The organism is Rhizobium sp. NPDC090279 (assembly GCF_044769665.1).
Taxonomy (GTDB): domain Bacteria; phylum Pseudomonadota; class Alphaproteobacteria; order Rhizobiales; family Rhizobiaceae; genus Rhizobium.
The window spans coordinates 38,584-52,538 of record NZ_JBIVYI010000007.1 but is presented as its reverse complement, the minus strand read 5'-3'; the positions used below and the strand labels follow the sequence as shown (position 1 = coordinate 52,538).

The following is a 13,955-nucleotide window of genomic DNA, read 5'->3' as shown; positions in this document are numbered from 1 at the left end:
AGACAATGTACGCAACGAATTACCATCGTGCCTCCTCGGTCGACGAGGCCGTGAAGCTTCTGTCCAATGCCGAAGAGGGCAAGTACGTCTCCGGCGGCATGACGCTGATCGCCACCATGAAGCAACGTTTGGCATCGCCGAGCGATCTCGTGGATCTCAGACATATCCCTTCGATCAAAGGAATACGCGTCGATGGCCGCAGGGTGACCATCGGGGCGGCGACCACCCATGCCGAGGTTGCCGCCTCGACGGCGATCCGTGCCGTCTGTCCGGCGCTCTGCGATCTCGCCGGCATGATCGGCGATCCGCATGTCCGGCACATGGGCACGATCGGCGGCTCCGTCGCCAACAATGATCCGGCGGCGGATTACCCTTCGGCGATGCTGGCGCTGAATGCCACCATCGTCACCGATCGGCGCCAGATCCTGGCTGACGATTTCTTCCGGGGCCTGTTCGAAACGGCGCTGGAGGGGGCCGAGCTCATTACCTCCATCGCCTTCGACGCGCCGGAAAGGGCTGGTTATGCCAAGTTCCCCAACCCGGCCTCGCGCTATGCGATGACGGGGGTCTTCGTCGCCAAGGGCGCCGGCGGCGTTCGCGTTGCCGTTACCGGCGCAGGCGCGGACGGTGTTTTCCGCCATGCTGAACTTGAGCAGGCGTTTACGGCGAACTGGCTGCCGGATGCGGCTACGAGTGTGACTGTGGACTCCTCGACGCTGCTATCCGATCTGCACGCCACGGCGGAATATCGTGCCAATCTGGTCAAGGTCATGGCCAAGCGCGCCGTGGCCGCCGCCTAGATTCGCCATGAACAAGCCCGGAGCGGCGGGGTTTACCCTCCGCTCCGGTGAGAGTGTTTCCACCACGGTTTCGATTGTCAATTTGACGTGATTGGCTATTCTTGTCTGGAATTGTTCAAAATTAGGGGCCATTTGCCGCAGCGAGGCGCGAAAGCAATGCGGAGGGGTTGACGCGTGAACCGCCATTCTTGAAAACGGTTGCACGGTACTGGAGCAGATGATGGATTTCGAAGCATTTTTTAAGGGCGAGCTGGACGGCCTGCATGATGAAGGTCGTTACCGCGTGTTCGCCGATCTGGAGCGCCGCCGGGGCAATTTTCCGCGCGCGACACGATATACCCCGAATGGCCCGCAGGAAGTGACCGTCTGGTGCTCCAACGACTATCTGGGCATGGGCCAGCATCCAAATGTGATCGAGGCGATGAAGCAAGCCATAGATCACTGTGGCGCGGGTGCGGGAGGCACCCGGAATATTTCTGGCACCAACCACTACCATGTTCTGCTCGAGCAGGAGCTCGCCGATCTGCACGGCAAGGAATCGGCCCTGATCTTCACCTCGGGCTATATTTCCAACTGGGCGACGCTCGGCACACTCGGCGCGCGCATTCCCGGCCTCATCATCTTCTCGGATGCGCTCAACCACGCATCGATGATCGAAGGCATTCGCTATGCGAAGTGCGACAAGGTCATCTGGAAGCACAATGATCTGCACGATCTCGAAGCCAAGCTGAAGGCCGCCGATCCGAAGGCGCCGAAGCTGATCGCTTTCGAATCCGTCTATTCGATGGATGGCGATATCGCCCCCATCAAGGAAATCTGCGATCTCGCCGACAAGTATGGCGCGATGACCTATCTCGACGAAGTGCATGCCGTCGGCATGTACGGCCCGCGCGGCGGCGGCATTGCCGAGCGCGAGGGATTGATGGATCGTCTGACTGTCATTGAAGGCACGCTCGGCAAGGCGTTCGGCGTCATGGGCGGCTATATCGCCGCTTCGACCGCGCTCTGCGATTTCATCCGCTCCTTCGCGTCCGGCTTCATCTTCACGACATCGCTGCCGCCGGCCTTGGCCGCAGGCGCCGTTGCCTCCATCCAGCACCTGAAGGTCAGCCAGTTCGAACGTGCGCGCCATCAGGACCGTGTGCGCCGACTGCGCGCGCAGCTAGATGCCGCTGGCATTCCGCATATGCCGAATCCGAGCCATGTCGTGCCTGTCATGGTTGGCGATGCCGCTAAGTGCAAGTGGATTTCCGACCTGCTGCTCGACGCTGGCGTCTATGTCCAGCCGATCAATTATCCGACTGTGCCGAAGAAGACCGAGCGCCTGCGCATCACGCCGACGCCGCTGCATTCGGATGGCGATATCGAGCATCTTGTAGGCGCGCTGCACGCCCTCTGGTCGCGCTGTGCTCTGGCAAGGGCTGTCGCGTAGACCCAGGTTTTTGCCCTGTCGTAAATATGCCGATCGCAGCGTGTCTGCGGTCGGCATTGTTTTTTCCAAGCTCGATAGTGATACGAAATGCGCAGGTGAAATCCGCTATGCGCTGTTTTCTGGAGGCGGCATTCAGTTTGCGAATGCAAGCTGTTCAAATTCCCAAAATTCAGAGTAATAACACGGCGCCCCATGGTCCACAGTGTGGGGATTAGTCGTGACGGTCGGTGGATTGATTGTTTTGCAGTCCGTAAGAACCGGCAGTTGCGGGGAATATCTTGCGGTAGCTCCGGGTGAACCATGTATTTGTACGACCATCGCGGCAAGCGAATAAGGGCAGGTTTGCTTGTCGCGATGGGGCTTTGCCTCAGTCTGACGAGCAACAGCCTAGCTGAAGCCCAGGCTTCGGCGGCGAACGGCAAGTCGACGTCCGTCAAGGCTTCCACCAATAGCGCCGCCATTAGCCACGCCGACACGATCACGACAGGCAGCGTCGCAAGAAGATTCGTCCATCCGGGCCTGTTGCAAAGCCAGGCGGATTTCGATCGGATCATCAAGCAGATTGCCGCCGGCTCCCAGCCCACCGTCGCTGGCTGGCAAATGCTGGTCAGCAACAAGCACGCGTCGCTGAGCTATATGCCAAGGCCGGTTTCCAGTATTTTTCGTGGCAATGACAGCGGTCACGCTCAAAACTATGCGCTGATCTTCAATGATGCCGCCGCCGCCTACGCCTTGGCCCTCCGCTGGAAGATTAGCGGAGATGCGGCTTACGCGGCCAAGGCGGTCGAGGTGTTGAACGCGTGGTCGTCGACGCTGACGGAAATAGACGGCACCTCGGACAAGTTTCTCGCGTCGGGGATCTATGGCTATGAGATGGCCAACGCAGCGGAGATCCTGCGAAGCTATGGAGGCTGGAAAGCAGACGACCTGGCAAGGTTCCAGAGCATGATGCTTAGGGTATTTTACCCGATGAACCATGATTTTCTGGTCAGGCACAATGGCGCCAAGGTAGACCACTATTGGGCGAATTGGGATCTGGCGAACTTGGCCTCCATGCTGGCGATCGGCGTGCTGACCGATAGAGCCGATATCTACAAGGAAGCGATCGACTATCTCCACAACGGCGCCGGGAATGGTGCGCTGAACAAGACGTTCTGGAAGGTCTATGATGGCGGCTTGGCCCAGGTCCAGGAATCCGGTCGTGACCAGGGACACGCGACGCTTGATATCGCTCTTATCGGCGCGATCTGCCAGATGGCCTGGTCCCAGGGCGACGATCTCTACGGTTATGACAACAACCTCGTGCTTGCCGGCGCCGAATATGCCGCCAAATACAATCTCGGCCATGAGGTACCGTACACGACCTACAAGAACAGCGATGTCACCCAGACATCGATTTCAGACGCGGGCAGGGGAACGGCGCGGCCGGTCTGGGAAATGCTCTATAACCACTATGTCGTCCTGAAGGGGCTCGATGCCCCCTATGTTTCCGCCTTCGCGTCCAAACTTCGCGCCGAGGGCGGTGGCGGCGACTACGGCCCGAACAGTGGCGGCTACGACCAGCTCGGTTACGGCACCCTCCTCTATACACTCCACTGATGGTCTTGCCGGAACGAGACCGGGCCACTTGCATGGAAGAGTGCGGCTGACAAACCTCCGGTGACGATCAGGATGCCTGCCAGGCCTGCAGTTGGGTAAGGGTGGCGGTCGCTCCGCCGCAGGCGATCATCAATACCCGTTCGAAGCGCGCCAGCCGATCGGCATGGGCATAGGCGACAGCCAATGCAGCACCGCAAGCCGGCTCCACCAGGACACGATGATCGTCGAGGAAACGTAGGCATGCATCGACGGCAGTCCGGTCATCGACGGTGACGCAATGGACCGGCCTGCTTTGGGTGATCTCGAAGGCGCGCTCACAGACTCTTCGGGCGCCGAGCGACGTCGCGATGCTGGTGATGCCGGGCAGTTCCACCAGCTTGCCGGCTTTGATCGAAGCTGCCAGCGAGGCGGCTCCATCCGTTTCGGCGGCGATGATCGGAACATGTTTGAGACCGTTGCGGTCAAGCCCTTCCGAGACGCTTGATAGCAAACCGCCGCCGCCGACCGAGAGAACGACGGCATCGAACGCGACGCCGGCCTTGACGACCTCGTCGATCATCGTTGCGTGACCTGTCCAGAGCAGCGGGTCATCGAAGGGATGGATGAAGGCGGTTTCCGCGTCGACCGCCTGTAGCGCGCGTTCGTTTGCTTCCTGCCAGGATGCGCCATGCACGAAGACTTCGGCACCCTCCTGGCGGATCAGCGCCTTCGCCCGCTCCGTCGTCGTTTCGGGAACGAAGACCGATACCGGGATCGAAAGGCGACGTCCGGCATAGGCGACCGCGATGCCGGCATTGCCGCCGGAGGAGGAGACGAAGCGCCGCTTTCCCTGTCCGGCATGATGTTCGCAGGCCGCACCGATGCCCCGGATCTTGAAGGAGCCGGGTGGCTGCAGCGCATCCATTTTCAACCAGATCGAGCGTCCCGATACCTGGCTGAGTGGTTTGGATTCGAGGAGCGGAGTTTCGAGGTGAAGTGGCATGGAATGATCTGTCCGGCGAGCGCTGTTGGCGACGTGGTTTAAGCTGCTTTTTCTCGCTGTGCGATGAGCACGGCTGCGCGGCTGCGTGCCTCCTCGTCAGCGGCAAAGACGGCATCCATGGTTTCGGCGCTGCCGGTCGCAATCATCTCGTCCATGACGGCCTCGGCGATATCGGCCATTTCGAGGAAGCCGATGCGGCCATCGACGAAGGCATGGAAGGCGATTTCCTCGGCGGCGTTCATGATCGCGCCCTGCAGGCCGCCGCGCTCCAAAGCGGTGCGGGCAAGGCGCAGAGCGGGGAAGCGAACCTCGTCCGGCGCCTCGAAATCCAGCCGGGCGAGCTTGGCGAAATCCAGCCGGTCGACGCTGAGTTTCGTGCGGGCGGGGTAGGTGAGCGCATAGCCGATGGCCGTGCGCATGTCGGGACAGCCGAGCTGCGCCAGCACCGAGCCGTCCGTGTAGCCGACCATGGAATGGATGACGGATTGGGGATGGACGACGACCTCGATCTGATCGGGGCGGACATTGAACAGGTGCTTGGCCTCGATCATCTCCAGTGCCTTGTTGAACATCGAGGCGCTGCCGATGGAGATCTTGAAGCCCATCGACCAGTTGGGATGGGCGCGGGCGGTCGCCGGCGTGACATTGGCCATCTGCTCGCGCGTCCAGGTGCGGAAGGGGCCGCCCGACGCGGTGATGATGATGCGCTCGACCGCGTGCTGCTGGTCGTCTTCCAGCGCCTGGAAAATGGCGCTGTGTTCGCTGTCGACCGGGATCAGCCGGCCGCCGCCTTGCGCCACGGCGCGCACGAAGAGATCGCCGGCGGAAACGAGGCATTCCTTGTTGGCAAGGGCGATATCGGCGCCACGGCGCGCAGCGGCCAGCGTCGGCGCCAGTCCGGCGGTGCCGACGATCGCCGCCATCGCCCAATCCGATGGCATGGAGGCGGCTTCGATCAAGGCATTCTTGCCGGCGCCGACGGCGATGCCAGATCCGGCGAGCGCATCCTTCAAATCCTGATAGCGCTCTTGCCTGGCGGTGACGGCGAAGGCGGCGCCGCAGGCCTTGGCCTGGGCTGCCAGCAGCTCGATATTGTCATGCCCGGTGATGGCGGCGATATCGAAGGCGTCGCGTCCACCCAGTTGGGCGATGACGTCGAGCGTATTCTGGCCGATGGAGCCGGTCGAACCCAATATCGTCAGGCGGCGACGCGCCTTGCTGCCGGTGTTCATTCAGGTATCCGCATTTGCTGCTGTTCCCCATGGCTCTACAGGGGATTGCCGGGAGCGGCAAGTCCGCCGCTATGCAACCTCGGCTCGGCGACAAATGCTCGCGAGAGGCGAAATCACTGATTTGCTGATATTTTTCAGGCATTATTGAACCAAATGCGCGGTGCTGCGTTTTCCGACCACTCGAATGCGGAGGGTGATGGATGGTTTTCAAGGCGGCAACGTTTCACGGCACGGCACTTTATCTGGAAAGCGAGCATGTCAGGCGCTCGGCGCTGGAATCCGCGGTTGCCAATGCGCTTGCCGTTGCCGGCGGAATCGATGCTTCCGATGTCACGGTGACCGCCGCCGGCCAGGAGATCCGCCTGGATGGCTCGGTCGCGACCTATCAGGAGGTGAAGCGGGCAACCGCCGTTGCCGAATCCATTCCCGGTGTGCGGCTGGTGAGAAACAGGATTGCGGTGGGGTGATATCCGCTTTTGAACTCACGTTCATGCTACACACGATGGGTCTCACGGTCGGGCGATCGCATAGAAGCGAAAGCTCCTTCTCCCCGAGGGGAGAAGGCGGACGCGGCAAGGACCTCATTTCATAGACACTCGCCCTGGCTCACGGGCACTCCGTTCTCGAGGTTGTCAAAGCTGAATAGGGCTGCGACGCTTTCGGCCAGATAGAAATGCGACATTGGCTTCTCGGATCAGCCCCCGACCGGACCGGCTGGCCGGGGTTGCAAGGGTAGGGAGGGGGCGGGTGATAACGCTCCCCTTCGGCTTTAGCTTCCTCAGTTGCCATATGATCGACACCGTCGGATTGCTGCCGCGTCGGTTCTGCAGTAGAAGCTAGCCTATGGCCCTTGCTCGTAAAATAGTCCTTCACAGCCCGATCTCGGCTGAAGCCGATCTACGAGATTTTGTAGAACGATGCCTTACCGAAGGCGTATCGCTGCTTGCGATCGTCGGGCCAGAAGCAGGCGCACTTGAAGATCAGGTGGATTGGATTGTTGTTGGAGACGGCAGCAATCCAAGCCGGTTTCTTTGCACAACATCACATCCCGACGAGCCACTTGACGATGTGCTCGACATGGCGAACGCCTGGGATGCTGGCGCTGATGGCCGCGTGCAACAGGTCTTTCTTTAAGCTCCCAGTTCCGCGGCGAAGCTGACATGGATGAACCTCGGCGGCGGCAATGAAACGATCGACGGCAGGACGATTTTGTACGCGGCGCTGACGGGCAGTCTGGAGAACCATCCGGATGCTTTCAATTACAAGTGACTGAGCAAGCCGACGGGGTTTCGCCTTCTCAATGCTGGAGCGCGCTCGCCACTTCGGAAACAAGCTCCGAGGCGAGCTGATGGTAGCCCTCTGGCGTCAGATGTTGTTGGTCGGCGCTGCGCGGAAGTGAGTGGAACATCGAATTCGGCACCATCACGACCTTGATGCCGCGGCTCTGCAGGGTCTGGCGGATTGACGTCAAATTGCCTTCGCGCCGATCGCCCTGTCCCTTCCGTGCGTCATTGCCACCCGGCTGCAGGATGACGACCTTTGTGTCCGGACGTAAAACCCTGTCGAGGCGGGCGGCCATATGCGCGGTGGTATCGCCGTTGATGCCGGCATTGATGACATGGACGGCAAGGCCCTTGGCCTTCAGCAGGATTTCCAGCTGCGCCGGAAAATCCTTGCCGCGCGCCACACCCTTGCCATAGGTCTGGCTTGCGCCGAGCGCCACTACGGTCGTTGCCGATGCGTCGGCTGTTGTGGCCACGAACGCGCCGAGAGCGACGACGAGCGTACTCATCCGTAGCAGGCTTGAAGAGCGTCGGGAGTTAAGAAATCCTGCCACATGAATCTCCATTGAACGAGCCCAGACCCTGCATCGCGGCTGGGTGCATGGAAAGACTATGGCGCAGACTTGTGACGCCCACCAGACGATAGTCGTAGCGACAGAGTCGGATGCGATAATTTCTGGCGAGCGGCTGGCATCACTCTGTGATTGGTTCGACGTCTCCGCCGCGAGCCGATGAAGAGAGAGCATACTAAAGGTAGAAAATGGTGATCTCGACGCGATTCGAACGCGTGACCCCCAGATTAGGAATCTGGTGCTCTATCCTGCTGAGCTACGAGACCACTCGGGATGATCCATACAAAAGCAAAGGCCGGAAGCCAAGCCCTTTTCCGTCCTGAGGACAATTCGCTTTTGCGGGCCGTGTGCCCCGGCAAGGCGCACGGCAAATGGTGGCGGCGTCTCAGGCGTTGAGGCGCTGTTCGGCCAGCCGCACCCAGTAGGAAATGCCGTGGGCGATGGCTTCGTCGTTGAAGTCGTAAGCCGGGTTGTGCAGGCCGGCCGTGTCGCCGTTGCCGACGAAGATGAAGGCGCCGGGGCGGGAAAGCAGCATGTAGGAGAAATCCTCGCCGCCCATCATCGGGTCGATATCCGGGATGACGTTGCCGGCGCCGGCGATTTCCTCGGCGACGGCGATGGCATGATCGGTCTCGTCGGCATGGTTGAAGGTGACCGGGTAGTTGCGCTGGAATTCGATCTCGACTTCGGCGCCATGGCTTGCGGCGATGCCTGTCACGATCTGCTTGAAGCGCTGTTCGGCGAGATCGCGCATCTCGGGATCGAGCGTGCGCACCGTGCCGGCAAAGCTCGCCTCGTTCGGGATGACGTTGTGCGCATTGCCGGCGTTGAACGTGGTGACGGAAACGACCACCGATTTCAGCGGATTGGCGCTGCGCGAGGCGATGAGCTGCAGGTTGGAGACGATCTGCGCGCCGATGGCGATCGGGTCGATCGTCTTGTGCGGCATGGCGGCATGGCCGCCGACACCTTTGATCGAGACGGTAAATTCATCGGTCGCAGCCATGATCGCGCCCTTGCGGATGGCGAAATGGCCGACGGGCAGGCCCGGCATATTGTGCATGCCATAGACTTCGGCGATTTCGAAGCGCTCCATCATGCCGTCCTTGACCATGGCGTCGCCGCCGGCGCCGCCTTCTTCGGCCGGCTGGAAGATGACGGCGATGTTGCCGTTGAAGTTGCGGTTCTCGGCAAGGTATTTCGCAGCGCCCAGCAGCATGGCGGTGTGGCCGTCATGGCCGCAGGCGTGCATCTTGCCCGGGGTCTCGGACGCATAGGGCTTGCCGGTGATTTCCGTCAGCGGCAGGGCGTCCATATCGGCGCGCAGGCCGACGGTGCGTCCTTCGCCCTTGCCGCGGATCAGGCCGACGACGCCGGTGCGGCCGATGCCGGTCACCACCTCGTCGACGCCGAAGGCGCGCAGCTTCTCGGCCACGAAGGCAGCCGTGTTTTCAACGGCATAGAGGAGCTCCGGATGCGCATGGATATGGCGGCGCCACTCGGTCACTTCGCCCTGGAGTTCTGCGGCTCTGTTCAAGATCGGCATGTGCTGATTTTCCTGCTGCTCAATATCGATTCTGGTTCAACTCTTCGGTGTGCCGCACGGCACTGGCCAGTTCATGGCGGCCTTTGCGGCGTGCCACCGGGGAAATAAAGTCGTCGATCGCCTTTGCCTTCTCCTAGCCATATAGGTTAAATAGACGAAGCTTTCGAGAAAATTCCGGACTTCTGAAGGATAGATCGTGCCGACGAAGCAGAATCGTTTGTATGCCGCCCTGCGGCTCGTTCCTATGGCCGCAGCAGCATCCATGCTTTTCCTGTCGACCGCCCAGACGGCCGGAGCCAATCCGCATATTCTCGTCGATGTCAGCACGGGCCGTGTCCTCGACCAGCAAGAGGCGTTTCGCCGCTGGTATCCGGCTTCGCTCACCAAGCTGATGACGACCTATGTCACCTTCCGCGCGCTCCAGTCCGGCCAGGTCAGGCTCGATACGCCTGTCGTCATGTCGAAGCTTGCTGCCGCGCAGCCGGCGGCGAAGATGTATTTCAAGCCTGGCCAGAAGCTGACGCTCGACAATGCCTTGAAGATGATGCTGGTCAAATCGGCAAACGATCTCGCCATGGCCGTCGCCGAGACGGTCGGTGGCTCGCAGCAGGGCTTCGTGGCGCGGATGAATGCGGAGGCAGTCCGCCTCGGCATGGGCGATTCGCATTTCGTCAATCCGAACGGCCTGCCTGGCAAGGGTCAATATTCGACGGCGCGCGATCTTGCCATCTTAAGCGTCGCGCTGCGCCGCGAATTTCCGCAATATGCCGGCTATTTCTCGCTGGAGGGCTTCACCAACGGCGTGAAGCAGGTGCCGAACATCAACATGCTCATCGGCCGCTTCGACGGTGCCGACGGCATGAAGACCGGCTTCATCTGCGCCGCCGGCTTCAACCAGATCGCCTCTGCGACCCGCAACGGCCGCACGCTGATTTCGGTCGTGCTCGGAACCGACAGCCTGGCGTCGCGCGCAGATGATTCCGCCAATCTGCTGGAAAAGGGCTTCCAGAACCAGCTGTCCACCCGGGATACGCTTGCGACCCTCAGGCCCGATACGCCGCTCACGGCCGATGTCGCCGATGTCACCGCCGACATCTGCAGCACCAAGGGCGCGCAGGCCCGCAGCGAAACGCGCGATCCGTTCGGCCGTACCAAGGTGCAGTCGCCCTATATCCACGAAATGGATCATGAGCCCAATTTCGTCTATGCCGGCCTGATCGGCGGCCAGGATATCGCGACCGCCGCCAAGGGCGACAAGGACGATGCCACCGCCAAGGGCGACAAGGCGACCAAGGACAGCAAGATCGCCATTTCCGGCGGCGCGTCCAACGTGCCGATCCCGATGCCGCGTCCCACTTTCTAGAGCGATTCAGCTTTTCACGGAATCTCTGAACCGCTCTGTCTCTTTGTCTTCACGCAATTCCGGACGGAAAACCGCTACGCACTTTTCCTGGAATTGCTCTAATATCGGATTGAAATCATGAGCGTTTCGCAGCAAAGAGTGCCGGTTGCCATCCTGACCGGTTTTCTCGGTGCGGGCAAATCGACCTTGCTCAACCGCATCCTCAAGGATGAGGCGATGCGCGATGCGGCCGTCATCATCAACGAGTTCGGCGATGTCGGTATCGACCATCTGCTGGTGGAGAGCTCCGGCGATGCCATCATCGAGCTTTCCGATGGCTGCCTGTGCTGCACGGTGCGCGGCGAGCTGGTGGATACGCTGGCGAACCTGATGGATGCCATGCAGACCGGCCGCATCCGGCCGCTGAAGCGCGTCGTCATCGAGACGACCGGCCTTGCCGATCCCGCGCCCGTCATGCAGTCGATCATGGGCAATCCGATCATCGCGACCAATTTCGATCTCGATGGCGTCGTCACCGTCGTCGATGCCGTCAACGGCCTGCAGACGCTCGACAATCACGAAGAGGCGCGCAAGCAGGTGGCGGTTGCCGACCGGCTGATCGTGTCCAAGACCGGGATTGCCGGCGCAGTATCCGAAGTGCAGCTGGAGAACCGGCTGAGGGCGCTCAATCCGCGTGCGCAGATCCTGAATGCCGACAGCGACGAAGCCGGCCGCGCCGCCATCCTCATCAACGGCCTCTATGATCCGGCTTCCAAGATCGCCGATGTCGGCCGCTGGCTGCAGGACGAGCTGGAGGCGGACGACGATCATCACCGTCACCATGATGACCACGATCATGATCATCATCACGGAGACCATGGTCATCATCACCACCATCATGGGCACCACCACGGCCATCGGCATCAGCATGCTCATGACGTCACCCGTCACGACGGGTCGATCCGGTCCTTCTCGATCGTCGAGACGCAGCCCATCGATCCGATGGCGCTGGAGATGTTCATCGACCTGCTGCGTTCGGCGCATGGCGAAAAGCTGCTGCGCATGAAGGCGATCGTTGCCGTGTCCGACCGGCCGGAGCGTCCCGTCGTACTGCATGGCGTGCAGAATATCTTTCATGCGCCAGAAAGATTGCCGGCGTGGCCCGATCCGGAAGACCGGCGCACGCGCATGGTCATCATTACCAAGGATCTGCCCGAGGATTTCGTGAAGGGCCTGTTCGATGCCTTCCTCAGCAAGCCGCGCGTCGATGCGCCGGACAGGGCGGCGCTGCAGGACAATCCGCTCGCCGTGCCGGGGATGAAGTTCTAGTTTCGCCCCGATGAGATCCAACAACCCGCCTCGCCCTTCGACAGGCTCAGGGTGAGGCTGATCTTGGCCACACGGTCGCCGACGATCAGAGAGAAGGCGGCGCGACAAGGGCAACCTGCGGTCGCTCCATCCTCATGGTGAGGTGGGAAGCATGGCGACCCTCGAACCAAGAGGACGGCCCCGGACGCAAATGATCAGCCCTTGCGGATCACGAAGCGATGGCCGCCGTCGGTCTTTTCGCTCGATAGCAGGGCGTGGCCCTTTTCATTGCAGAGATGCGGAATGTCGATGATGGCGAGAGGGTCCGTCGTTTCCACGATCAACGTGGCGCCGCTTGCCATACCGCGCAGGCGCTTTTCCGTCTTGATCGCCGGATAGGGGCACTTCAGTCCGCGCAGATCATAGATCTCAGCGTCCGAGCTATTCACTCTTGGCCCAGAATTTCCAGAATGGCGGCTTCTTTGCCGGTTCGGTCTGCGCGGTTTCGACAGCCGGATTCGGCGCGTAGGCGAGAGCACCGATGGCCGGGCCGGAGGTCATCGGGTTCGCCGTCGGGATCGGAACATTCGCTGGAACGTTGGCCGCAATCAGCGGACCGGCGGCAGGCTGCTGTGCTGTCGCGGTGGGGCCGGCTGGCGCAGCCGTTGCTACGCGGATGCTGGCGGTTGCCGGATTGGCTGTCGGGGCAATTGCCGTGCCGCCGCGCGCGATCTGCTGGGCCGACTGATTGGACATCATCGACTCGAGATCGGCGACCTTCATCATCTTGCCGGCGGCAAGTGCCGTGCCTGTGGGAGCATAGGCGAGATCGTGGCCCTTGCGCTGCTTGGCGACGACAGCCTTGCGTTCGGCTTCTGTCGGGTCGTACCAGGCCATGCCATCGAACTTCTTCGTGGCGGTGGCGTAATCTGCCTGATACTGCTTGTCATAGGTCGAAAGCGCCATCTGCAAGGCGGGCGGCGTGGTCATGACCGGGCATTTGCCGCTGGCGTTGAACGGGCCGCTGGCCTGCTGGTTGAAGACGTATTTCTTCTCGCAGACCTCGACTTCAGGCGGACGCTTGGTGACCTCGAAATTATCGTAGCCGACCTTCAGCATCTTCCAGAAATCGATATTCGGGCTGAGGCGGTGCTTCCACATGTTCTCCGCCGTCATGCGGAAGGGGAAGGCTTCGAGCTGAACGGCCTTCTGGCCGCCCTTGAAGGCGTCGCGCGCGAAGGCATAGATCTCCAGCACCTGCTGGTCGGTCATCGAATAGCAGCCGGACGACGAGCAGGCACCATGGATCATCAGATCGGCGCCGGTGCGGCCGTTGGCGGCGTCATAGCGGTTCGGGAAGCCGGTGTTGATGGCGAGATAATATTTCGAATTCGGGTTCAGGTTGGCCGGTGTCAGCATGTAGAAGCCTTCCGGTGCCTGCCGGTCGCCTTCCTTCACCTTCGGGCCGAGACGGCCGGACCAGGCGCAGATCTTGTAATCCGCGATGACTTCGAAACGGTTGCTCTGGTTCGCCTTCAGGATCTCCATCGCACCCTCTTCCTTGAAGATGCGGATCATGATCGGCGAATTGCGGTCCATGCCCTTCTTGGTCATGTCGGCGAGGATATGGCTCGGGAGCGGCTGCTCGACTTTGTTCTTGACCGTCGACAGGTCGACCGACGCCGTATCCAGCGCATCGTTGCAGCCGGCGAGCGTCAGCGCCATCAAAGAGACGTAGGCAAGGTGACGGATGCGCATTCTGACTTAGCCCATAAATGCGAAGAGTGGCAGTTCGGTCTGTTTCGCCACTCCCCTCGAAGCATGAAACGGAATCATAAACGGCTTATACTTGAAAATTC

General features: G+C 61.0%; 13 protein-coding genes and 1 tRNA gene. 7 read left to right on the top strand and 7 right to left on the bottom strand.

All coding sequences use genetic code 11. The features are described 5' to 3' along the window. Window positions 1-5: 5 nt before the first annotated feature. The 3 genes from ACIQWP_RS18365 (at window position 6) to ACIQWP_RS18355 (ending at window position 3,831) form a co-directional block, all read left to right on the top strand. Entirely contained in the window at window positions 6-800 is a 795-nt protein-coding gene (locus ACIQWP_RS18365; RefSeq protein ID WP_402790065.1) for an FAD binding domain-containing protein, read from the top strand. 220 nt (window positions 801-1,020) lie between these two features. Then, a complete protein-coding gene (hemA, locus tag ACIQWP_RS18360) occupies window positions 1,021-2,232 on the top strand; it encodes a 5-aminolevulinate synthase (RefSeq protein ID WP_402790063.1) in 1,212 nt (403 codons plus the stop codon). A 300-nt stretch (window positions 2,233-2,532) separates the two neighbouring features. Continuing rightward, window positions 2,533-3,831, top strand: coding sequence for an alginate lyase family protein (locus ACIQWP_RS18355; protein ID WP_402790060.1), 1,299 nt, complete (start codon window positions 2,533-2,535; stop codon window positions 3,829-3,831). 67 nt (window positions 3,832-3,898) lie between these two features. Here ACIQWP_RS18355 and ACIQWP_RS18350 read toward each other — a convergent pair whose 3' ends face one another. Both ACIQWP_RS18350 and dxr read right to left on the bottom strand, forming a co-directional pair. After that, window positions 3,899-4,813, bottom strand: a complete 915-nt coding sequence (locus ACIQWP_RS18350; RefSeq protein WP_402790057.1) for a pyridoxal-phosphate dependent enzyme — start codon at window positions 4,811-4,813, stop codon at window positions 3,899-3,901. A gap of 38 nt (window positions 4,814-4,851) precedes the next feature. Then, on the bottom strand, window positions 4,852-6,045 hold the full coding sequence (gene dxr / locus ACIQWP_RS18345) for a 1-deoxy-D-xylulose-5-phosphate reductoisomerase (RefSeq protein ID WP_402790054.1): 1,194 nt from the start codon (window positions 6,043-6,045) through the stop codon (window positions 4,852-4,854). 200 nt (window positions 6,046-6,245) lie between these two features. Here dxr and ACIQWP_RS18340 point away from each other — a divergent pair, with 200 nt between their 5' ends. Both ACIQWP_RS18340 and ACIQWP_RS18335 read left to right on the top strand, forming a co-directional pair. Continuing rightward, on the top strand, window positions 6,246-6,512 hold the full coding sequence (locus ACIQWP_RS18340; protein ID WP_402790051.1) for a BON domain-containing protein: 267 nt from the start codon (window positions 6,246-6,248) through the stop codon (window positions 6,510-6,512). Window positions 6,513-6,888: 376 nt separating this feature from the next. Next, entirely contained in the window at window positions 6,889-7,179 is a 291-nt protein-coding gene (locus ACIQWP_RS18335) for a hypothetical protein (protein WP_402790048.1), read from the top strand. A gap of 163 nt (window positions 7,180-7,342) precedes the next feature. Here the strand turns inward: ACIQWP_RS18335 and ACIQWP_RS18330 are convergent, their stop codons facing one another. The 3 genes from ACIQWP_RS18330 to ACIQWP_RS18320 form a co-directional block, all read right to left on the bottom strand. Continuing rightward, complete coding sequence (locus ACIQWP_RS18330; protein WP_402790045.1) at window positions 7,343-7,882, bottom strand: GDSL-type esterase/lipase family protein; 540 nt, start codon at window positions 7,880-7,882, stop codon at window positions 7,343-7,345. Between the two features lie 207 nt (window positions 7,883-8,089). Next, window positions 8,090-8,166, bottom strand: a tRNA-Arg gene (locus ACIQWP_RS18325). 119 nt (window positions 8,167-8,285) lie between these two features. Then, window positions 8,286-9,446, bottom strand: coding sequence for a M20 aminoacylase family protein (locus tag ACIQWP_RS18320; protein WP_402790043.1), 1,161 nt, complete (start codon window positions 9,444-9,446; stop codon window positions 8,286-8,288). A gap of 196 nt (window positions 9,447-9,642) precedes the next feature. Here ACIQWP_RS18320 and ACIQWP_RS18315 point away from each other — a divergent pair, with 196 nt between their 5' ends. Beyond that, window positions 9,643-10,809, top strand: coding sequence for a D-alanyl-D-alanine carboxypeptidase family protein (locus ACIQWP_RS18315; protein WP_402790041.1), 1,167 nt, complete (start codon window positions 9,643-9,645; stop codon window positions 10,807-10,809). A gap of 117 nt (window positions 10,810-10,926) precedes the next feature. Next, window positions 10,927-12,117 carry a CobW family GTP-binding protein gene (locus tag ACIQWP_RS18310; RefSeq protein WP_402790038.1) on the top strand — a complete coding sequence of 397 codons (1,191 nt, stop codon included), beginning with the start codon at window positions 10,927-10,929 and terminating at the stop codon, window positions 12,115-12,117. Between the two features lie 194 nt (window positions 12,118-12,311). Here the strand turns inward: ACIQWP_RS18310 and ACIQWP_RS18305 are convergent, their stop codons facing one another. Together ACIQWP_RS18305 and ACIQWP_RS18300 are read right to left on the bottom strand one after the other, a co-directional pair. Further along, entirely contained in the window at window positions 12,312-12,545 is a 234-nt protein-coding gene (locus ACIQWP_RS18305; protein WP_402790035.1) for a sulfurtransferase TusA family protein, read from the bottom strand. Next, entirely contained in the window at window positions 12,538-13,854 is a 1,317-nt protein-coding gene (locus ACIQWP_RS18300; RefSeq protein WP_402790033.1) for a L,D-transpeptidase family protein, read from the bottom strand. Before ACIQWP_RS18300 ends, ACIQWP_RS18305 begins: the two co-directional genes overlap by 8 nt. Window positions 13,855-13,955: the final 101 nt, after the last annotated feature.